The organism is Paenibacillus psychroresistens (genome assembly GCF_009728935.1).
Taxonomy (GTDB): Bacteria; Bacillota; Bacilli; order Paenibacillales; family NBRC-103111; genus Paenibacillus_AC; species Paenibacillus_AC psychroresistens.
In genome coordinates, this window is record NZ_CP034235.1 from 5027447 (window position 1) to 5048478 (window position 21032).

The window sequence follows — 21032 nt, forward strand, 5'->3', positions numbered from 1 at the left end:
CTACCCCTTTTTATATTGTATTTTAGTTTCTTTAAATGAAGAATATATATCCAACATGATTAAATCCATCAGTTTATCTCGGAAACCTTCATCCCTTAAGATTTTGCCATAAAACACTTGGTTTTTATCATATTCTTTTACTACACCATCTAGGAATTTCGGATGAAATGCATGTTTGAACACTTCATAGCTATTTTCTTGCGCATTTAATTCTAGTTCCTTATTTGCTTTAAGATTCGACCTGATTTGATCTACAGCCAGTTTTTCGGATTCTGAAAAGCTTGTTCCATACTTTTTGTTCAGATTATCAATAATATTGCTTAAATAATCTACTGGTTCCTCTTTTACATTTCCGCTGCCGCCAACGCTCAAGCCAACACCTTGATTATCATTATTTAGATAAATAGAACCTTCTGTTTTTTTCTCCAATCTATAATATTCTAGCATTACTTTATCGGTAATATTTACGCCACCCGTACTTTCAATTTCTATTTTCTTAATAAGAAAACGAAGGTAAATACTCAATCTGTGAAGATCGGTATCGATGATTGGTGCCACTTGGATGATGAGCATGTATAGATTAATAAACTTGCTAATAAGACTTTTGAAATCTATTATTTCTTCCTTTGTGAAATCAGTCATTCGATTCACAGCATGATTGACACAATTGTTCATGATACTAATGTCTGTTGGAGTATTTAAGTCCTTATAAAATATTTCCGTGAAAAGTATAACATCCGCTCTATCGATTACCTGTTTGTCGTAGATCATTCTTTCTAGTGCGTATATTTCATTTGGTTCGATGTCATTATCTAGCACCGTCACTTGATAAAATGGTATGAAAGATTCCTTCATCTCATCTGGTTCATTTACGAAGTCTAAGACGAACGTATCTTCTTTCCCAGGATAAATCCTATTCAGTCTGGATAAAGTTTGCACTGCTTTAACTCCTGACAGTTTTTTATCTACGTACATTGTATGAAGCTTAGGTTGGTCAAATCCTGTCTGATATTTATTTGCCACGATTAGTATTCTGGATTCTTCTTTATCGAATTGATTAGGCAGTTGTGATTCACTTACCCCATTATTCATCTGTGTTTCTTTATATTCCTCGCCATCATCTTTGACCAAACCTGAAAAGGCGACGAGTGTTTTCAAGTCGCTATATCCTTTTAATCTTATGTACTCATCAAATGCGAGCTTGTATCTTACAGCATGTAGTCTAGATGAAGTGACTAGCATTGCTTTGGCTTCGCCACCGATTCGTTTCATGGTTGAATTCCGAAAATGTTCAATAATGACTTCAGTTTTTTGTGAAATGTTATGAGGGTGTAGGCTAACAAATCTAGCTATTGATTTATTTGCCTTACTTTTGCTAAACGAAGGATCATCCTCAATTTTTTTGTTGACATTATAGAACATCTTATAGGTCATATAATGTTTAAGCACATCATGTATGAAGCCTTCCTCGATAGCCTGTCTCATGCTATATAGATGGAATGGATAATGTTTTCCATCATCATAAGGTACTCCGAACAACTTCAAAGTCGAACCTTTAGGAGTTGCAGTAAATGCAAAGAAACTAACGTTATCTCGTCTTGTAAGCTTCTCCAATTCGATGTTAATTTTATCTTCAGAGTCTAATTCTTCTGCTTCTTCACGCATTGCAAGTGTTGTTGCTTCTTCAAGCGACAGCGATTCCTTCAAAGCCATCATATTCCGTCCTGTAGTCGACGAATGTGCTTCATCAATGACGATGGCAAACTTTTTCCCCTTCGTTCCAGAGAGTTTTTCAAGTAAATACGGGAATTTTTGAATAGTGCTTATAATAATCTTAGTACCCTTCTCAATCTCTGTTGCAAGCTGATTTGAGTCATCATCAATCTTAGCAACAAGACCAATTTTATGCTCAAGCTGATAGATGGAATCTTGTAATTGTTGGTCAAGCACCTTTCTATCTGTTATGACAATAACGCCATTAAAGATGATATTATTCGCGGAATCATGCAACGAAGCTAATCTATGGGTGAGCCAAGTAATAGAGTTTGTCTTCCCTGAACCTGCGGAATGTTGGATCAGATACCTCTCTCCTGATCCATGCTGTCTTACATGTTGAAGTACACGCTTTACAACATCCAATTGATGATAACGAGGGAAAATAATCGCTTCCTTCATGATCTTATCACCGTTTTCTAATATTTCTTCCTTTCTACTGACAAAAGCGAATTTATGAATAATTTCAAGTAATATATCTTTCTTGAGAATATCTTCCCAGATATAATGTGTATTCAATTTGCCTTCGACAATGGGATTGCCAGTGTGATCGCCTACACCTTTATTGAAGGGGAGAAATATCGTGTTTACCCCACTTAGCTTGGTTGTCATAAAAGCTACATCAGTATCCATGGCAAAATTAACAATGCTACGCTCTTTGAAACGAAATAATTGTTCGGTATGGCTACGGTCTTGTTTGTATTGAGTGATTGCATTCTTGTAGGTTTGCCCAGTGAAGGCGTTCTTCAATTCTATGGTAATAATTGGAACCCCATTCAGGAAAATAACAAGATCGATTCGTTTGTCTTCGTTATAGATAAGTTCCTCTGTAACTGATAAAATATTTTTTTGATACAACTTTGCCTGATCTGGGTTGAAATCAGTTGGTGACTTGAAATAGGCAAGATTAAGCTTCACACCATAGTCCTTAATTCCATGCTTTAACACGTCGATAGAACCTCTGGTTCTTAGTTCTCGCTCCAGATTATTCAATACTTTACTCGTGTAATTGGTCTTATATATTTCTTTCAATTTATTCATTTGTTGATATTGGGAAGTCTCCAGGAAGGAAAACAACTGATCCACATCTAGAGCTAGTTTCTGGTCATAACCAATGTTGAGCGACTCGATATAGCCATTTTCAGCTATAAGATAGTCTTTAATTAATGACTGGAATGATCTCTCTTTTAGAGCACTCGACGTGATGCTAAAATTCATTGTACTCCTCCTTCCTCAATAATCTCCCAATCCGTAAGATTGATCTTACCTGTGACTGCTTCAGAGATTAGGGATTGTTTGGCTTGTTTTAGTTTTTGGATTTGGGTTTTATTTTTAGCAATAACACTGTCAATATTATTATTCTTTATATCAATAAATTCTGAGATTTTTTCTTGTTCAGCTAATAATGGCTTACAACAATTAATACTCATAAATTCATCTGAATATGTTCTCCACCTCATAAGCATAATACCTCTACCATACTTAAAACATTCACCAGTAAATTTTGAGGTTCTAAATAAATGGTTATAATAATTTGAATTAACGAAACGATTAGGCTTGTAAATATCATAAGCAGGGCTGATAACCCCCCTATCTCTTGACATTCCTATTGCACCCATCCATGCTAAAATAATATTAACAACAATATCATTTGGGTGAACTATCTTGTAATCAAAAACTGTTCTTACAATGTTACCTGTTTTGTTTTCAATTTCCTCTTGTCTTTTTACGCCTAATGCAGTATACAACGATAATATCTGTACACTGTCCATACTTTTCTTGTTCCTCTCATTTCTCAATGAGAACAAGTTTTTTATTCGAGTAATTTCCCAATCCTTTGGTATCATCCCCAACCATTCAACACCACTATCCTTCATTTCCTCTGGTTGTCTTTTCACCATCTCACCATCAACTATTTTCACTTTGCCAGTAATCACTTCTGAAATCATGCTTTTTTTAGCTTCTTCCAATTTCTGAATAAGTTGTTCTTTTTTTGATATGATGGAATCAAATTGTGCTGTTTTAATGTAGAGAAAATTCGCAATTTTTTGTTGTTGTCCTTCTGAAGGTATTATTACTGGAGTATTATTAAACCCATCAACTCCTATACCATATCTAGTAATTCCATTAGCTACCGTCTCAAAATAGTTTTTGACTCCGGTACTTAATAAATAATAATAATAGTAAAGGGAATTATATTGTTCGAATACTTTAACTATTGTAATATGATATCCACATACTAAATCAGTTATATTATCTATCACATAACTTGCAACGCCTATATCACTTGGAGATTCGGAGTCCTTTGTTAGTAATATATCTCCCGATTTCAAACTAAACCTAATAATTTGTGCTGAAGTAGCTGTTGCATTCATAAATTCAATATTTGCTGTTATATATTTATGATAATAAACATCAGTATAATTGCATAGTTTTATTGGAATTTCACCTAATTTAGTTTTTTTATCAACGTTACTAGGAAAACAAAACGATATATGCTTTAGTTTTTTCGAACTCCATTCCCTCGGAATCCCACCATTCCACTCAACACCACTATTCTTCAACTCTTCGGCTTCCCTATTTTTGAACTCACCCATTACCCAATCACCTTCTTGATCTCAGATTGAATCTCTTTTTCAAGCTCTTCGATTTCAATCATGATCTCCGCGAATGGTCTTAGTTCTTCATATTTGTAGAAATATCTGGTGAATGGAATTTCGTATCCAATCTTCGTCTTCGTATGATCAACCCAAAATTCCTTGACATGTGGTTTCACTTCATCTTCCAAATACTTAGCAATATTAGCCTTTTCTTTTTTGATATGCTTCTCCATATCGACATCATAATCAGATACATCTACAGATAGGGAAATGCTCTCAGTATCACGCAAGAAAGCATCCGCCTCTTTTTTCTTGCCAACGTAGCAATAATCCGCAGTATCATCTCGTTCAGATAAGCCCATGAGGACAGCTTTGAATAAGGAATTATTCAGTTTTATTTCCTTAAATAGCTTCTCTAGTACCTTTGTGAACTCGTCTCTATTTTTATAGAGCAGTTCATTGACTTCTGCTTTCAATACATCGATAATTCGGGTTTGAATTTCCTTGCCTTTGTATTGCTTATCCAAATCTGTAAGCTCTGCCTTCTTAATTGTTAGCTTCACCTTTTTCAGTTCTAATTCTTCTACCTTCTCTTTATCATATAGACTGGAAAAAGCTGACTCAGCATGTAAATTCTCTATTCTTGTAGGTGAAATCAGGAAATTCAATCGAAGGGGTCTTTCTATTGTTACTTTTAGATAACCAAATTCTTTGTTATCAAAAATTTTACAGTACTCATTTTCTGTAAAAGCACCATATATTTGTGAAATTTCCCCAATATCTGATTTGCTAATTTCATTTCGTTTTGAACCAAGCGATTTTTTCATTTTATGCATGAAATTAATGGCGTTTACGAGTTGTATTTTACCTTTTCTAATTGGACCTTGAAGGATATTGTCATTTTTACGATTGGTTACGATCCATATATATGTGGCAATACCGGTATTGTAGAATAAATCATTCGGTAATGCGATGATGCCCTCGAGTAGATCATTCTCGATTAACCACCTTCTAATTTCAGATTCTCCTGAGCCTGCATCTCCTGTAAATAGGGGAGAACCATTAAAGATTATCGCCATACGAGAGCCTTTCTCATCTTGCTGCATCTTCGAGATCATATGTTGTAGGAAAAGCAAAGATCCATCTGAGGTTCTAGGTGTTCCTGCACCGAATCGACCCTTAAATCCTAGATCATTTAACTCTTTATCAATTATCTCTTTATCTTTCTTCCAATCCACACCAAATGGCGGATTCATCAACGCGAATCTAACTCTTTCATTTCGATGCCCATCAGCCGTGAATGAGTTGCCAAGTACAATATTATTTTCCTTCTGTCCTTTAATAAGAATGTCAGCTTTACAGACTGCGTAGGACTGTGGATTAAGCTCTTGACCAAACACTTCAATTTGTGCATGAGGGTTCATGGATTGAATATGATTTGCAGCAACAGAAAGCATACCACCCGTACCGCAAGCAAAATCTCCGATCGTATGTATAACACCTTCACGTGTTAATTCCTGCTCCAAATTGTTAAACAACAGATTAGTCATAAGTTCAATGACTTCCCTTGGTGTATAATGATCTCCAGCTTCTGAATTTTCAGAAAATCTTCTAATGAGTTCTTCAAAAATGTAACCCATTTCTTGATTACTTACGACATCTGGGTGCAAATCGATCTGTTTGAATTCTTTAACAACTAAAAATAATAAGTTATTGTCGTCCATTCGTTTAATTTCTTTGTCAAAATCAAAATTCTCCATGATCTCCCTGATATTAGCAGAGAATCCTTGAATATAGCTTTCAAAATTGGTTTTAATATTATCTGAATCACCAAGTAAATTACTGAAGTCAAATTTTGATTTGTTTGAAAATCCAAAACCAGTAATACTGTTAAGAAGTAATTCGATATCTGTTGTCTTCGCTTTTTCTACAACTTGTTCTTTGGTTGCTTCTAGTAGACAATCGAATCTTCTCAGAACTGCCATTGGTAGGATGACATCTCCATATTTTTCTGGTTTATATGGACCTCTAAGTAATTCAGCTATTTTCCATATAAAATTGATTTTCTCGTTGAAGTTGTGCATTGTTTATTTCTCCTCTATTGTTGTGAATTAATCCCTATTGATGGAAAAGTGGTTGAACGGTCTATTTATTAATTCTAAATATATAACCTTTTAGACTATTCCACAATCTAACTGGAAATTCCTTTATTCGACAAAATGTGTTTAAGCATCTATATATTATATAAAAGTATTCAGACAAGTGATTATCAGTAATCATATGATTAACTTGATAAGTTTTCAGTACAGAAAAAATAATAGTATTTTTCGTGTATAATGAAATGATAGGGAATAAGAATGTGAGAATCCGAAGTTTGTATTGATTGAATTATTTATATCGGGGGATTTGAATATGGATCGAATCATTTGTGAAGCAATAAAGAACAAACAGATTATTATATTTGAATATGATAATGGTATAAGAACTGTTGAACCATTCCGCTTAGGGATATCCACTCAAAATAATAAAGTTTTAAGGGCATTCCAACTAAAAAATTCAAATGAATCATTTGAGAAACAAAATTGGAGACTCTTTGATTTATCTAAAATTCACAGAACGCAATTAACTTTAAATTATTTTAGTGGTTTAAGACATGATTTTGGCTATGAAGATACCGCAATGATTAGACCCTATATTTGTGAGATCACGAGATATTGACAATCAATTAAAACCACCAATCACTATAAATCATGTGTATACTTTTCGAAAGATGGGCTTACCAAATATCTCAAAAATCTAGATGTTATACTTCTTAAATAACTTATCAAAAAAGCTTTGAATCATACTTTGACTTTCATCACTTCTTGTTAATTCATGACCACCAAACCTGAATACTTCATATCCATTTAATTTTAATTCTCTATCTGCACAAACCATTTCTGAATAGATTTTAGGGCTTGATATGTCACCTTCTGAATAATGTTGTTTCCCATCTACTTCCAACACAATTCTTATTTGATTTGAAAACAATAACAAGAAATCCATTCTTTGCCTTAATAATCTTTTTCCTTTTTCTAGTTGTTTTATAGTATATGGATCATAATGCAAATAAACTTGTGGTATTAGAGCCGGAAATTTATCCCCTAATTTTTTTTTGAAAAATGTAAAATAAGCTTTGAATAGAATTTTTTCTGGTTCCGAATCCAAAGATTTATATAAACGAAAGTATAATTCAGATTCAATTGCTTTAGTTTCCACATTTTCAACTTTCTTTTCAGCCCACCAATCTACCAAGTCCCTCCAAAGTAAACCGTTTGGTGGAATTTGTTGGTCATAAACAAGACAAAACTCTTCATTTTTAACAATTTTGATATCGTTACTTATAGAATCACTTAAAACAATCTCAGGCTTTAATCCATCAGCAGCAAATATAAGATTTTTGACTCTTCCCTTAACTCCTTCAAACAATTTCACAACAGAGTGAACGGGGTAACCCGAGATATGTTCTGTTATTTGTAATTTATATCCATCAAACATAAGATGCTTGTTAATTTCATTAACATAATCCTCTTGATTCTTTTTTCGAACCTGTGGGTGAACTAATTGTTCAATAAAATGGATGAACAACTCATCAGGCAGATTAAATATATCCAAATACTTTTCGTATAAATATTCATCATTCCAATCATCATTCGCATACATATGCTGAATAATATCTCTAGTAGCGTTCGGATATCTAGAATCAATAGGTGGCATAGTATCTAAATTCCATGATCTGTTCAAAAAATCGATTAGATCAAGATCGCCTTGAATGTTCCCAGCAGAATATAAATAGCTGAATATATTATTTCGAGTAATCTGAGTAATTTGAAAAAAGCCAGAAGGAGAAAGGATATTTAATAACTTTGACAACTCCTTGGATTGATAATCTTTGGCTATCCGCTTTGCAATATCAATTAAGACTACTTGATCCTTGCCTTTAAGTCTTCTTGTTATATACATTCTTTTGCTTTTAAACGCCTCGGAATCATCACCATTATCAAGACCATATTTAACACAAACAACAGGAAGGTCGTATGACTTTTCACCTGATAAAACGAGTGAAATTTGATCTATAATATCTTGATGTTTGATCATGTGCCCCCCCAATAATTAGAAGATTATGACTATTCTCAATACATAAATTCACAATATTTGCTTAATTAATATATGAGTTGTCAAAGTATGGAGTTTTTGTAATACAATTTTTTTATTGTTCTCTGTTTTCAATCTGATCTTCAACGCCTACATCTTTCAATTAATCCATAATAGTCTACCTTCTCGCTTTCACTCTGTAAAACTGCTGCACACTTATGCTTGTCCACCATATTCCAGCAAGTAGATATGTATTACTAAAAAACATAGCATAACCTTAAAACTCATTTTATATTGGAAATCTTATCCTATTTGAGTTTTTAACATATTATTTTATTGCTAGAAATGGGTATCATCAATCAACACTAATTTCTAAATCCCGTAACACGGAAATCATCGCCAGTGATCTCAGATGATATCTCATCAATAAATTGCAATAACGATTTTTTAATAAATTCTGAAAGTAACCAACTATGTTGACTTTCTAAATGTGCTTCTAATACTTGAGGAGTATAACGAGCAAGTTCGCTTAATTTGTGCATAGCTGCAAATGTAAGAGTTATTGTACCTCTATTTATTATAGAAATCGAGGCATTTCTCTTAATATACCAAAGTCGATTTGGACTATAAATATATAATAATTGTTTTCTGATTTTTTTGTGGTAACTCGTTAAATTCTTTATAGATCCAGAATCTCGACCTGATGTCCAATAAAATCTATCTGTTCTTCTAATAATACATTTTTCTTTGTAGCTCTCATCACGCTCGTATTTTTCTGGCAACTTGTTTAGCGTATGTTTGCTTGAATGTTGTTGTTCTAATTCTGCTTCAAACCATGCTTCTTTTGATTTTTCTTTCTTAACAAAAACAGGATTAATAATCGGAATAAATAATTCCGGTTCTGAAGTGTACGTTAGATTGTATGCTCGATGAATAAAGGGAAGATTATACAATATGTTCTTTAAAGAGTATTCCTCTAAAGATAATGGCTCATCAAAGTGCCGTGATAATGAATGTAATAATCCCGCTCCTTTAAATGAAACTATTTCATTATTTAGTGAAACTTTGGTTTCTTTATTCTGACGACCAGAAACACCATGATGATCTGCAATCAGAGCTTTCTTTACAATCAACAATGCTTTAGCAGCATTTAAGAAACAATAATATGAAGTCAATGGTGAAGATATTAATGGTAATGTAAGCGACGCATTATAAAAATGTTGAGACTGCTGCCAGTAGAATAGGGCATCCTTTTCATGCTTTCTTTTTAACCACATTTCAACGTATTGCCAGCAAGAATCAGTCAAAATCGTTTTGTTATCAAAATTCGGCTTAACAATTGCTTTCATAATACTCATTGGTTTTCTATTAAACATTATTGGCTTGTGCATCAATAAACTCCTTATTTAATATTTACTCGACCTCAATTATTATTTCAAAAAAGTCCAAGTCATGTTTAATCTAAAAATTAATCATTACTTATTTTCTCTGTTTTACCACCTATAAAGATTAGTCTCTCTATAAATCTCTTAAAATTCTGTGCAAGTTCTATAGCATTTTCTAAATTAAAGTTTTTTCTCAACTCTGTGTTTGTTGGGCTTTCATGATAAAGCACCTCGTGTCCACGCTTTTCAAGTTGTTCAATAATTACTGCTCTAAAATCGTGAAGGTCATAAGCAGTTGAACTAATAAAAAATCGCATTCTCAGTTCTCTCAAGTTCATAGTAAAAAATAAATAATTACTGTTTTTCCACCTCAATCCTATCCCGTTCATCACCAAGAAATGTGCAGATAGTTTTTCAACTAGCAATCCCACTTACAACAAGTTTTCAATCGGGTTTTCAAAAGAATGACTAATATAGAGTTCTTGGTGCTATCTTGTCGCACAGTTATCTATGTTAGTGAGTGTTTATATATTCACTTTTCAAAAATCAGTTTTATTTGTTATTTTTTTGACGATAATGCCAGCCTTTATACAACTCAATCCGTTTAGCAACAGCAACGGATGTTCGTTCAAACTCTGGAGCATTTTCAAAGGATATTCTTTCCAATTGTTCTCTATTTTCAATCTGATCTGCAATGCCTTCAATTTTCGATTGATCCACGGAAGTCCATCTTTTTCCATGATTTTTAGGTTTTTTGTTTGTCATGTTAATTCAGTCCACCTTAAAATTATTTTTATCGTAATTTCTTTGCATCATTATATCAATCGTTTGACATCCCTTAAACAACTTCGACTTTCCAATCTTCGATTGAAAGTTCAATACTTTCAATTGCTTGAACACAAAATCTTTGAATTTCTTTCGCACTCAAATTAACTTCTATATATGCGTTATTTTTCAATCTTCTAAATTCGCGAAATTTGCTCTTGCTTGGTCCGATAAATCTAGGGTATTTTTCTATAAGTTGCTCGAAAAGATCTGGTTCTAACTCTGCAATTAAATTCATTGTTTGTTCAAATACATCTCTCCAAGAATTCACAACAATATTTTGTCCAAGCATCCAAAGATATCTAGGGGTAGTTCCTGTAACAATATCCTTTAAGCTTTGCTCGTAATTCTCATCACCAAAGTATGACCATACTTGAATTGAGATATTTGCTAAGTGTTCTGCCCTTTTTTCTATATCTTCTTTTTTCCAAGTATCTATATCAAAAAAATATTTATTTAATTCAAAATGACTTGTATTTAATCGTGCTTTCTTTTTTTCGAAATTATCATTTGATAACTCAGAATTGTATGCAGTTAACGTTAAATTGCCTAGAGTATGCAAATACAGTTCATGCGTTGTATCCCATCCTTCTCCTAAATGGTCTTGCCAAGGTTCTGTTAATGTCTGTGGCATTATATGTTCTATGGATATTTTCACTTCATCAAATTGCACCTCTTCTTTATGTCCATAATACTTTTCAATTTTCTCAAGGATTAGTCTGGTTTTCTTCGCTCTATCTCGTCCTCCATAAAGATTTACAGTAAGAAATTTTACCTTAAAATCTGCATCTTTAGGATACCCTTTTGTTTGCAAAACTCTTTTTAAGCCTGTTATGAATCCAATATTTTGGCTAGTTACCTGAGAATACAATGATGGGAAAATATTTTTCAATCTATCGGAAGGATAGTTACAAACAAATCTTCGAATCAAAAAATTCTCAATAATATTCAAAATTTCTATAAATTCAATTGATGTTACTTCCTTGTTTGCAAAATCATGATAACACTTTAGAATAAATGGAAAAACTGTCGTGCTCTCAAGTCTACTAATACTTTTAAGGGCATTCCTTACTCCATGATGTTCTTCAGTGTTTGGCAGTAATAATTTTTCGTAATATTTTGCAAAAGTAGCAATTTCCTTTAAATTATTAATTGCACTTAATTTATTCACCTTTTCCTTTAGGGTAAGATAGACGTCGTTTTGACCTATCATTAATCCGTCTTTCATTAAATAGTGACGTATAAATTCTGTAAGATTATCCCCTAATTTATATTGCATAGGTTTCCAGTAAAGTTCAAACACTTTTTCATGATCATCTGTATGAATTTGCATAAAAAAATAGTTTCTAATCAAATCTGATTGAGTCAATGGGCGACCAGTAGCATTTAAACTTTCAAAGACTAAATAAGGATTATCATCAGAATCCAATACTATACTAACAATTGACAAATTATTAGTAATTGTCTTTTTGAGAACCTGAACATCAATATTACTACGTTTAAATTTCCTTTCAAAAAACTCATATGCTTTCGTTATTTGGTCTGAATTTGAAATTAGTTGGGATTCATCTTCTTTTATTAATTTTTCAAATGATATTCTGTCAATCTGTGTAGGAAGTAATTTGAAATGATCCGTGCCTTTTTTATATTGGTTTACTATTAATGTATTATTTAATTCTTCAGCTTCCAATTTTTCATTTATTTGAACCAATTTATCCCGAATCAATACTAATAATATAAATATCGTAGTTAATCTTTGCTGACCATCAATAAGAACATATTTTGCTACACCTTCTGGTACTGATGAAGTAGGCATTGTTACTATAGAACCAATAAAATGATCACGGGGATTATCAGTGTTAGATAGTTCTATTAAATCATCCCAAAGCTTTCCCCATTGTTTTATATCCCAACTATATTGCCGTTGAAATAACGGAACAACATATTGTTTGATCCCTTCAAATATTTGCTGTAATTTGGTTTCCGATGCTTTCATAACTTCCTCCATTTGAATATTAGTTTAAAATGAGTATTTTCAATGTTTTATTGTAATAAATAAAATTTCCATCTTTATTCTTTCAATAACGGAATAATCATATTCTGTATTCTACTTAGCAAACTGTCGTATTCGTTCTTTGTATTTTCATTATTTTCTATCTTCAATATTATCGATTCACAATATTCAATATGCGAATGAAATACAGGATAAATCTCTAACATGGGAGAAATTTTGCATCTCGCTAACTTTTCTTTAATGGCTTCTAACCCTATATCGAATCGACTACTCTGAGTTTGATTATATTGAGGTTGATTACGTTTTCGCTCTTCCCATCGCTGGTCGCTCTCTTGATTTAGTAGCTGTTGCCTTTCATTTTCACTCCGTTGCTCTTCTTCCTTTTGTTTTTGTTGCCGCAATATTTCTCGTTGTTGTTCTTCGTATTCCTCTTGAAGCTTTTTCTTATTGCTGTAATAAAGCACTTCGAATTCACGGCGATCTTCATCATCTTTTTCAGCATCACTTAGTATAATGCTGTCTCGTATAACCAATGCATCGGACATACTTACTCTGTATCCAGCATTTACAGCAAAAGCTTTATACGGATGCCTTTTCTCATCAAGTATTAATCGATAGACAGAAAACGTCATTTCATCACCAGAATGCACATAATAAAGGCTTTTAACATCGATTGATGGATCTATTGTCTTCTTGTATTTAAAAATATCAAATATCGATTGTTTTGGGTCTTCTTGATCGAGCTTATGCAATAAATAATCCCAAATTGTATCTTGTGAGGTTTTAATAGCAAGCTCATATTCTGCTTCCCATAAGTGAATGACTCTGTTTCCATAATCATTAGCTAATTCCCTATCTTCAACGAACCAAATAACGTTTAATCCTTTACTTTTAAAATATTCATTTCGCTTCTTTATCATTTTAACGACATTTTCATCACCAGCTGAATGGACTTTTGTGATTACAGAAATAGCAAATTCCTTCCCATTCTTTTTCAAGTAAATATCAGGATAGTGTTTCCATTTCTCAGATGCCTTTTCTATATGTCCATACTCAACATGTAAATCCGGTTTGATGATTACTTGACTCTTCAATTCATTATATATAGCTTCCTTTATGATGGAATGTTTCTGGTTCTCACGATGAATTTGAGCTTGGTAAGTATCGTGTGCTTCAGAGAATAGGCAGGATTTCCCTTTAAGATGAGCAAAATGAATATCTCTCATTGCTCCTGCTCTTACATTCAATTCTTCATTGCAAAAAGGACATGTCATTGCACCTTTTTCTGACATACGTTTTACTTTTTCAATTGTGATGCTTCTTTCAAGTTCAGTAGATTGGCTTATGTAATTAGTAAGGTTAAAGTCATCACCTAAGTACTTTGAGATATTCATTTTATCTCTCCTCACAATGCGAAGAATCCATACATTACAAATTCTACCTACTAGTTCGAAATACCTGCTTCCACAACTAAAATAGTAAGAAAAAGTAAATATTTGTTGAACCCTGTAAATACCAAAAAAAGCCGAAACCAATTAATGGTCTCCGCAGGCTTCCGAATATAGTAAGTTCAAAGCAAATTTTATCCATTCTCAATTTCTATGATCTTATTTATATCGTCGATTTCTAACGCATCTGCAATTTTTTCTAATACCTGTCGAGAATACATTTTATTAATATTGCGACACATATCTGAAATTGTTGCTTCTCTAATTCCTGTTACTTCAGATAATTTTTTTTGTTCCCAACCTTTAGATTCAAGAAGGCTTTTTAAATTATTGCGAATTTTTCTCAAGGGTTCACGTCCTATATTTTATCAGCCTTGACAATTACGTATTTCGTAATTATAATAACAATAAGTCGATTACGTTATTCGTAATTGTATTCATTAGAAATTTAATAAACTAAATTAACAAACAAAAAAATCAAAAGTAGAGTGATCAATGGATAGTTTAAAATATACTTATGAAAAACTGGTCATTGAAGATGATAAGCTCAGTAAGCAACTTAATACGACCGAACTTTGTACCACGGCAATAATTCATTATATGTTTCGTTATGGAAATTTAATCGATAAATTGTGGGTAGAACATATTTTAGAAGCTGTTCACCAAATTGAAGTTGGTTTACGTAAAGAGGTATTAACATTGCGTTTGGAAAAGGCATTAGTAGCTTGTGAATTACAGATAAGCCATCATGGCATCACCGAATCAACATTTTAATAAATCTATGTATGAAATTATATTTTACACTTAACTTGGTTGAAAAGCTATATTAAACACTTTGGGAGGTTTCTTATGAGTCGCTTTAATTTGAATGATTATATTGAAAAAAATAAAGTTCGATTTTATGCAAAAATGCAAGAGACTCAAAAAATCACAATCGAAAAAACAGAAAAATTGAGTAAGATTAAAAAAGCTTAAAAATTATTTTAAAAGCTCTTCAATTATATTTTTTGCTGTTTTAACTTTTGCTAATTCGTGACTTCGTAAATTGGCAGCTATAGCATTTATATACTTTTCCTTTTCAGTCAGCTTTTCTTCGCTATATGAAAACGGAAAAAATTGATGTAGTCCTACCCCTAATGCTGTTGAAATCCGTTCTAAATTTACTAATGTAATATTCACTTCTCCTCGCTCCATCTTACCGATATAACTAAAATGGAAGCCAGCCCGTTCACCTAATTCTTCTTGTGATAAATGTTTTTGTTTTCTCAAATCACGAAGAGTATCCCCGACTTGTTTCAAAATATGATTATTCCTCATAGCTACACCTCTTATTATCGAGTGTAGACAAGTACAAGTAAACAAAGAAGCTAGATAAATTGATTAATTGCATTTATAATGAGTTGTATACATCTCATTTTTAGAAGTATATTGCTAATATACCTAAAATTAATATGTATACATCTTTTTATCTAATTCGACACTACTTGTTGTCAGAAGGCGGAATTATGAATTTTCAAAGTTTAGCGATCACTTTTTTTATCATCGGAATATTTTCAATTGTCTTAGGATTAACGTGGAGCCATTTGCTTTTCAAATTAAAGAATCAAAACAGTTACACAGATGAAAAAAGAGATGAAATTCGAAAAGCACAAATTGAAGCAGGAAAACGTGCGGAGCAACAGGTAAGGTTCCAATTACAATATTTAGAAACTGACGATTATGACATCTGGCATAATGTTCACTTAGAGTCAAACGGAATTCGCCATGAGTTCGATCATCTCGTATTCAGTCCCTCTGGCATTATTCATATCGAAACAAAAAATTATGGTGGCGACTTAACCTTTACATTAAATGGAATTGAACAAATAAAACGTAATTATTCAGGAAATATCCTATCTCAGAAAAACATTAAAGATCCTACAGGGCAATTATTTCATCATGAATATTTGATTAAGAGCATTCTATCACAAAACAAATTAGCTGAAATTCCTGTTCATGGGATACTTTGTATTGCTAATGAACGAGCTACAATAAATGGAAGCCCAGATGGTTTTCATATCTGCAAGGATACCGTATTAGTTCCATATATTAAACAGCTTGATAGAAATGTTGATTTTACTAGTCAATGGAGAAACTCAATAATAGATCTATTTGAACAATATAAAATCAATAAGGAGGCAAGTTGAATGAATATAAGAACAGCATTTATAGGAACTGGAACGTTATTTATACTATTCTCCGGTGTCTTTGAAGCTATGGCTCTTTCTCAAAACGACAACACTAAAACTCGAGTAGATATTGTTCAATCCACACCAGTTGAAACAGCGCTTATACCTTCAAGTTCTCCTGATATTGAAAAAGATCAGCTTACATCAAGTGTATTCACACAAGAAAAAATAGATAAAGTATATAAAGCTGCAAATATGAAACCTCCCGAATCAACCAATCTTCCAAAAGATAATTCAAAAGAAGCGCAACCTTCTCTAGATTGGATTAAAGATTTGCGGGTTGATTTAGAGAGTTTTAACATGAACGCTGCTGATAAAGATTTAGCTAATTCTGCTATTCTGTTATCAAAGAAATGGCATAATCAAGTCGATCAGTCCCATAGTGAAGCCTTTTTCGGCAAGAAAGATAATAGCGATGAACTCTTTAGCTTGAACTCAAAAATCAATTTTTTGAAAACTTCTGGAAATCGAATTCTTGACGAATTAGATGGTGACGGACAAGGCAAAGATTTTTTCATTCAAAGTAATTCCGATGATATTAAGGCAACCATAAAACAAATAAAGCGCATTACAAGCCAATTAGTAAACTAATCTCTTTTAAGAAAGGATGACTCCCTTTGCTATCTATTATCACTACACCCTCGGAGCAAGAATATATCAGTATCTCAGGTGTTCCTATTAATTACAGTTGTACATTATTCGAGGAAACTGTTAATCCTAATAAAATAGGGTATCTGGATTCATACAACAGCATGCAAGAGATACTTGAAAAGAAATCAACCAATAATGAAACAATCTGTCTTTATGTTACGCATATAGATGTAATTGCCCTTGGAGCAATCTCCTCATTCATGAACTTTGTGCCCAATCGAACTAAAACTATCGAAAAAGCCTCAAAGAGAATCCTTCATGTTTGGATAACTGATTTAATGGGTCACGATTGTAATCTATATGGCATTTTTCAGCACACCTATACTTACGATCATCATTCAGGTTTTTATTACGGTCGAACAATATCTAGAATTGATTTAGAGATGGATCAACCTGAAGGGTTGCATCTTCATTAACGGGAGGAAATCATATGACTTGGAACCAAGTCCCTAAAGAGTTTGAGCACATTCAATTTAGTCGGATATGTTGTCCCATATGTGGAAGCAAAATAAGTAGTTCTGACCCGTATGGTCAAATGGAATTAAGTAGAGAGTGTTTAAACAATACTTCACATTATAGAGGTTTTTCAAATATATTTGTAAGCACAATATCTATTCTGGGGAAGAGTTTCGACGCAGAAGATGTACTTGGGATAGATCTGTTCTTGGATACTGAGGGTAATCCTGATTACAAGAGAGTCGAGGGATGATGTAATGCTCTTTTCGGACTTTAATTTAAATCATTTATTACGTGACATGAACCGAGATCATATATGTCATCAATGTTTGAAGAAGCAATCTGTAATAAAGCGAACTATAGAAATAGAAAAAATTATAGTAACCCAATTCCCAACGTATGATTGTCAAAATCTATTGCTTTCATGCGAATACACCTTCTCAACGTTATTGCATTTACGAGCTGCACGGTTGATTCAAGAATTGAAGATTACTGGTACAATTGATTTTTATTCATTGGTTGTACTAGATGAAGACTGATAATTTTTTAAATAAAGAAAGCTGGAATACAAAATGATAAGCCAAGAAAGAATTAATAAAATATTAGATATATTTCATAATCGAGCTAATGTACCGGATTATCATATATATAATTTACGCAAGCAAATCGAGGAACATTTTATAAGCTCTCTCCAAATAAATGACATTTATGATTCCTTTATTAAGAAAGCTTTACCTATTTTTTTGAAGAATCAGTTAGTCGAAGATTTAGAATTATATATCAGATCTAATTGTAAAAATTACAATTACTCTGATTCTAATCAAATCATTATCAATAATATTAAATTTGAATATGCCCAATTCTTGGTTAATAAGTACGTTCATGAAGTAAAAGGTATAATGAAAGAATTGGTCAATGAAAGAATGATATTAATTTCCAGAGAAATTGACGATGATTTAATTGATCAAAGTTCTATTGCAGATATTTATACTCAAATCTTAAATAACCTTTGGGGAGTTTCCTTAAAAGATTTCGTAAAATATCATTTGCTATTCAATCTTCTAAAATTCAAACCATACTCGGTAACTAATTCTAGATAGCAGAGAAGTGTCTTTTGAGGCTTCCGGACATTATTACCAACAACAATGGTCATAGTAACTCAGCAGAAAATGATAATAATCCAGCATGTTAACCAAATAGTAGTTTTAAATAGAAGATGTCTCCTTTAATGGGATGACATCTTTTTCTTATTATAAAGGATATTTTTTCTATGTTAAAAAAATTCAAACTTGGCTTGTAATTTTCAAATAACCAGTTACTGTATTCTCGACCCAAAAAAACAATAAGAAAGAAGGTATAAAAAATGGACAAAAGCATCAAGACAAAATTAATCATTTTAAACAGTCGTAAAAAAAAGAACTTGGACAACCCGTAATATTTTTTATTTATTGAAATTGAAAGTAGTGGAAAGTCGAATATTTCGGATAAACATTTACTTGTCTTCATTGAAGACTACATTAATCAGGGCTAACCCGACTGGCTGATGCAGGTAGAATAATTGGGAAAAGAAAGCTTTTGCCAAATTGGCAAACCAAACATTTGGTCAGCTTTCGTTGCAGTAGCAATGCTACACCCATTCGTGGGTATATATGCAACTTTAATACTCAAACTCGCTATTTTAAACAAACCATTTCCTTCTCTCTTAGCGGAGCCAAGAGAGAAGGAAATAACGCCCAGTCGCAAAGCCTTATGTTTCCTCAAAAAAACCTTCATATGTTTTTTATAAATATGAGGATGGTCAGAGGATAAGGGATTTGCCAATAGGTGGAATCTGTCCTTTTTTAAAAATCAAAAAAGTAATCATTAAATTTATAGGAGCTGAGAATATGAATAATCATAATGATAATGAAAAAGGTAAACACGCAATTGAACAACAAATGGAGAAGATTTTTAAACACGCCAAGACAAATTCATATGGAACCCAAGACCGATATATGCATTCCTGTATACAATTTACTGCATTCTGTGTTGACCACTTTAAATTACAAAACTTAAGAAATATTTCTGACAAGCATCTCATTGCATTTATAAAACATCGACAAGAAGATGGAATTAGTCCGAAAAGTTTGAAAAATGACCTTTCAGCAATTCGGTATATGAACTATCATACACCAAAAGTTCGTCAGCAAATTTCAGATAACAATGGTTTAAAACTAAAGGGATTAGACCTAGAAAAAACGAATCCAAAGAACGGTGACAGGGCTTGGACTAATCAAGAGTATAGTAATTTCAAAAATTTTGCTGAAAAACTTGGAAAAGATGTGGTATCAGATACACTGATCTTGTCCCGCACCATTGGAGTTAGAGTTACAGAAGCAGTTGCTTGTTCTAGACCCCAAGCAATAAATGCATTAAAAACGGGCATATATTCTGTTAAGGGCGAAGCCAAAAACGGAAAACACCGTGAGGTAAGTTTATCAAAAGAAGCGCGAGAAGTTTTCGAAAGAAAATTGAAAGAAAGCAATCAATATAGGCTATTTATTAAGGATGGAGAAAAAACTCATGAAGTTGTAAACAAGGTTCAAAACTTTATTAATTATTATCGAGATAGATTCACAACCTTGGAGGGTAAAAAAATCAGGGTTGATACTCGTGATCCTTCCAAATCCCATGAATTGACCTACCATGGATTGCGATATGCTTATGTAAAAGATCGAGTAACTCATTTTATAAATAAGGGCCTTTCATTAGAAGAAGCCTACAAATTAGTAACTAAAGAAATCGGCCACGAGCGAAAAGAGGTTATTGAGATTTATTTACAACAATTAATTTCGGAAATTTAAAATTGCATTCCTATAACAAAATAGGAAGTCCAGAGCCTTAAATAAGTTCTGGGCTTACCTTATCTCCATTCCGTTGACCGAACTGCTATTGCAACCAAATATAACTTTCCCCAACAACTTATAATCTATTTTGCCCAAAAATTCTCTAATTTTCTCATATAGACTATTGGCTCTTCATCAAAGACTTCAAGACCGTTGTCTATTAATATTTTATTCACTATCAATTCATCAATAATTTGATTTGTTACGTCAGTATAGCCATCTACCACTTTTTCTTCCTCAATAAATTGAATATTCTCTCCCATGTTCTTTAGCAAATACCATGATGTAATTGCTGATGTAACAGAATTCCCAGATAATTCTCTCGCTTTACTAGCTCTTAGAAAAGCATAGGTAATAACTTCTTTACTACTTTTATTTATTAGAACATAACCTTGCCCCATACCAACACCCCAATTGTCTTCTAACGGTACTAATCCCACCACACATTGTCACATCATAGACACATTTAAGAGATTTTTTTGCTAAACCCTCTATTTTCCCCTGTAAATCTAAAAAAACCGTTTCTATACTAGCCACGACAAATAAACAAGCCATCAAGAAGGAATCTAAATTTAGATATTGTGTAGTAAAGATGACCAATTGATCATTAAGAAAATCTTCATAAAATTCATA

Annotated in this window: 20 protein-coding genes; 8 read left to right on the forward strand and 12 right to left on the reverse strand. The window is 32.6% G+C overall.

Annotated features, from left to right (window positions below; translation table 11 throughout):
- From EHS13_RS23095 to EHS13_RS23105, 3 genes are read right to left on the reverse strand one after another with little or no spacing between them, the layout of a single operon-like run.
- A complete protein-coding gene (locus EHS13_RS23095) occupies window positions 1–2991 on the reverse strand; it encodes a type I restriction endonuclease subunit R (RefSeq protein WP_155702653.1) in 2991 nt (996 codons plus the stop codon).
- Window positions 2988–4370: a restriction endonuclease subunit S gene (locus EHS13_RS23100; protein WP_155702654.1), complete on the reverse strand. Its 1383-nt coding sequence runs from the start codon at window positions 4368–4370 to the stop codon at window positions 2988–2990. The genes EHS13_RS23095 and EHS13_RS23100 overlap by 4 nt, the downstream gene beginning before the upstream one ends.
- Window positions 4370–6457, reverse strand: a complete 2088-nt coding sequence (locus EHS13_RS23105; protein WP_155702655.1) for a type I restriction-modification system subunit M — start codon at window positions 6455–6457, stop codon at window positions 4370–4372. Before EHS13_RS23105 ends, EHS13_RS23100 begins: the two co-directional genes overlap by 1 nt.
- A gap of 328 nt (window positions 6458–6785) precedes the next feature.
- Here EHS13_RS23105 and EHS13_RS23110 point away from each other — a divergent pair, with 328 nt between their 5' ends.
- Window positions 6786–7091, forward strand: coding sequence for a hypothetical protein (locus tag EHS13_RS23110; RefSeq protein WP_155702656.1), 306 nt, complete (start codon window positions 6786–6788; stop codon window positions 7089–7091).
- Window positions 7092–7169: 78 nt separating this feature from the next.
- Here EHS13_RS23110 and EHS13_RS23115 read toward each other — a convergent pair whose 3' ends face one another.
- From EHS13_RS23115 to EHS13_RS23145, 7 genes are all read right to left on the reverse strand, one after another.
- A complete protein-coding gene (locus tag EHS13_RS23115) occupies window positions 7170–8510 on the reverse strand; it encodes an AbiJ-related protein (RefSeq protein WP_155702657.1) in 1341 nt (446 codons plus the stop codon).
- Window positions 8511–8872: 362 nt separating this feature from the next.
- Entirely contained in the window at window positions 8873–9898 is a 1026-nt protein-coding gene (locus tag EHS13_RS23120) for a YaaC family protein (RefSeq protein ID WP_155702658.1), read from the reverse strand.
- A 77-nt stretch (window positions 9899–9975) separates the two neighbouring features.
- Entirely contained in the window at window positions 9976–10323 is a 348-nt protein-coding gene (locus tag EHS13_RS23125; RefSeq protein WP_155702659.1) for a DUF4062 domain-containing protein, read from the reverse strand.
- Window positions 10324–10444: 121 nt separating this feature from the next.
- On the reverse strand, window positions 10445–10657 hold the full coding sequence (locus tag EHS13_RS23130; protein WP_155702660.1) for a hypothetical protein: 213 nt from the start codon (window positions 10655–10657) through the stop codon (window positions 10445–10447).
- 73 nt (window positions 10658–10730) lie between these two features.
- Window positions 10731–12713, reverse strand: a complete 1983-nt coding sequence (locus tag EHS13_RS23135) for a DUF262 domain-containing protein (RefSeq protein ID WP_155702661.1) — start codon at window positions 12711–12713, stop codon at window positions 10731–10733.
- Window positions 12714–12787: 74 nt separating this feature from the next.
- A complete protein-coding gene (locus EHS13_RS23140) occupies window positions 12788–14125 on the reverse strand; it encodes a competence protein CoiA family protein (protein ID WP_155702662.1) in 1338 nt (445 codons plus the stop codon).
- Window positions 14126–14313: 188 nt separating this feature from the next.
- The gene (locus tag EHS13_RS23145) at window positions 14314–14526 is read right to left on the reverse strand and encodes a helix-turn-helix domain-containing protein (protein ID WP_155702663.1); all 213 of its coding nucleotides are present in this window, start codon (window positions 14524–14526) and stop codon (window positions 14314–14316) included.
- 148 nt (window positions 14527–14674) lie between these two features.
- Here EHS13_RS23145 and EHS13_RS23150 point away from each other — a divergent pair, with 148 nt between their 5' ends.
- Window positions 14675–14953 carry a hypothetical protein gene (locus EHS13_RS23150; protein ID WP_155702664.1) on the forward strand — a complete coding sequence of 93 codons (279 nt, stop codon included), beginning with the start codon at window positions 14675–14677 and terminating at the stop codon, window positions 14951–14953.
- Window positions 14954–15028: 75 nt separating this feature from the next.
- On the forward strand, window positions 15029–15154 hold the full coding sequence (locus EHS13_RS37260; protein ID WP_264373547.1) for a hypothetical protein: 126 nt from the start codon (window positions 15029–15031) through the stop codon (window positions 15152–15154).
- 3 nt (window positions 15155–15157) lie between these two features.
- On the opposite strand, the gene EHS13_RS23155 is transcribed toward EHS13_RS37260, so the two are convergent.
- Complete coding sequence (locus EHS13_RS23155; protein WP_155702665.1) at window positions 15158–15496, reverse strand: helix-turn-helix domain-containing protein; 339 nt, start codon at window positions 15494–15496, stop codon at window positions 15158–15160.
- Window positions 15497–15684: 188 nt separating this feature from the next.
- On the opposite strand from EHS13_RS23155, the gene EHS13_RS23160 reads away from it, so the two are divergent.
- From EHS13_RS23160 to EHS13_RS23180, 5 genes are all read left to right on the forward strand, one after another.
- Window positions 15685–16365, forward strand: coding sequence for a nuclease-related domain-containing protein (locus EHS13_RS23160; protein WP_162463213.1), 681 nt, complete (start codon window positions 15685–15687; stop codon window positions 16363–16365).
- The gene (locus EHS13_RS23165; RefSeq protein ID WP_155702667.1) at window positions 16366–16998 is read left to right on the forward strand and encodes a hypothetical protein; all 633 of its coding nucleotides are present in this window, start codon (window positions 16366–16368) and stop codon (window positions 16996–16998) included.
- Between the two features lie 26 nt (window positions 16999–17024).
- On the forward strand, window positions 17025–17474 hold the full coding sequence (locus EHS13_RS23170; RefSeq protein ID WP_155702668.1) for a hypothetical protein: 450 nt from the start codon (window positions 17025–17027) through the stop codon (window positions 17472–17474).
- A gap of 612 nt (window positions 17475–18086) precedes the next feature.
- Window positions 18087–18614, forward strand: coding sequence for a hypothetical protein (locus EHS13_RS23175; protein ID WP_155702669.1), 528 nt, complete (start codon window positions 18087–18089; stop codon window positions 18612–18614).
- A gap of 714 nt (window positions 18615–19328) precedes the next feature.
- A complete protein-coding gene (locus tag EHS13_RS23180; protein ID WP_227013486.1) occupies window positions 19329–20357 on the forward strand; it encodes a tyrosine-type recombinase/integrase in 1029 nt (342 codons plus the stop codon).
- A gap of 125 nt (window positions 20358–20482) precedes the next feature.
- Here the strand turns inward: EHS13_RS23180 and EHS13_RS23185 are convergent, their stop codons facing one another.
- Entirely contained in the window at window positions 20483–20839 is a 357-nt protein-coding gene (locus EHS13_RS23185; protein ID WP_227013487.1) for a hypothetical protein, read from the reverse strand.
- Window positions 20840–21032: the final 193 nt, after the last annotated feature.

What these genes read in the sequence shown, in the direction of transcription:
- EHS13_RS23095 (WP_155702653.1), bottom strand. Translation starts at nt 2,991, where the DNA reads ATGAATTTTAGCATCACGTCGAGTGCTCTAAAAGAGAGATCATTCCAG.
- EHS13_RS23100 (WP_155702654.1), bottom strand. Translation starts at nt 4,370, where the DNA reads ATGGGTGAGTTCAAAAATAGGGAAGCCGAAGAGTTGAAGAATAGTGGT.
- EHS13_RS23105 (WP_155702655.1), bottom strand. Translation starts at nt 6,457, where the DNA reads ATGCACAACTTCAACGAGAAAATCAATTTTATATGGAAAATAGCTGAA.
- EHS13_RS23110 (WP_155702656.1), top strand. Translation starts at nt 6,786, where the DNA reads ATGGATCGAATCATTTGTGAAGCAATAAAGAACAAACAGATTATTATA.
- EHS13_RS23115 (WP_155702657.1), bottom strand. Translation starts at nt 8,510, where the DNA reads ATGATCAAACATCAAGATATTATAGATCAAATTTCACTCGTTTTATCA.
- EHS13_RS23120 (WP_155702658.1), bottom strand. Translation starts at nt 9,898, where the DNA reads ATGCACAAGCCAATAATGTTTAATAGAAAACCAATGAGTATTATGAAA.
- EHS13_RS23130 (WP_155702660.1), bottom strand. Translation starts at nt 10,657, where the DNA reads ATGACAAACAAAAAACCTAAAAATCATGGAAAAAGATGGACTTCCGTG.
- EHS13_RS23135 (WP_155702661.1), bottom strand. Translation starts at nt 12,713, where the DNA reads ATGAAAGCATCGGAAACCAAATTACAGCAAATATTTGAAGGGATCAAA.
- EHS13_RS23140 (WP_155702662.1), bottom strand. Translation starts at nt 14,125, where the DNA reads ATGAATATCTCAAAGTACTTAGGTGATGACTTTAACCTTACTAATTAC.
- EHS13_RS23150 (WP_155702664.1), top strand. Translation starts at nt 14,675, where the DNA reads ATGGATAGTTTAAAATATACTTATGAAAAACTGGTCATTGAAGATGAT.
- EHS13_RS37260 (WP_264373547.1), top strand. Translation starts at nt 15,029, where the DNA reads ATGAGTCGCTTTAATTTGAATGATTATATTGAAAAAAATAAAGTTCGA.
- EHS13_RS23155 (WP_155702665.1), bottom strand. Translation starts at nt 15,496, where the DNA reads ATGAGGAATAATCATATTTTGAAACAAGTCGGGGATACTCTTCGTGAT.
- EHS13_RS23160 (WP_162463213.1), top strand. Translation starts at nt 15,685, where the DNA reads ATGAATTTTCAAAGTTTAGCGATCACTTTTTTTATCATCGGAATATTT.
- EHS13_RS23165 (WP_155702667.1), top strand. Translation starts at nt 16,366, where the DNA reads ATGAATATAAGAACAGCATTTATAGGAACTGGAACGTTATTTATACTA.
- EHS13_RS23175 (WP_155702669.1), top strand. Translation starts at nt 18,087, where the DNA reads ATGATAAGCCAAGAAAGAATTAATAAAATATTAGATATATTTCATAAT.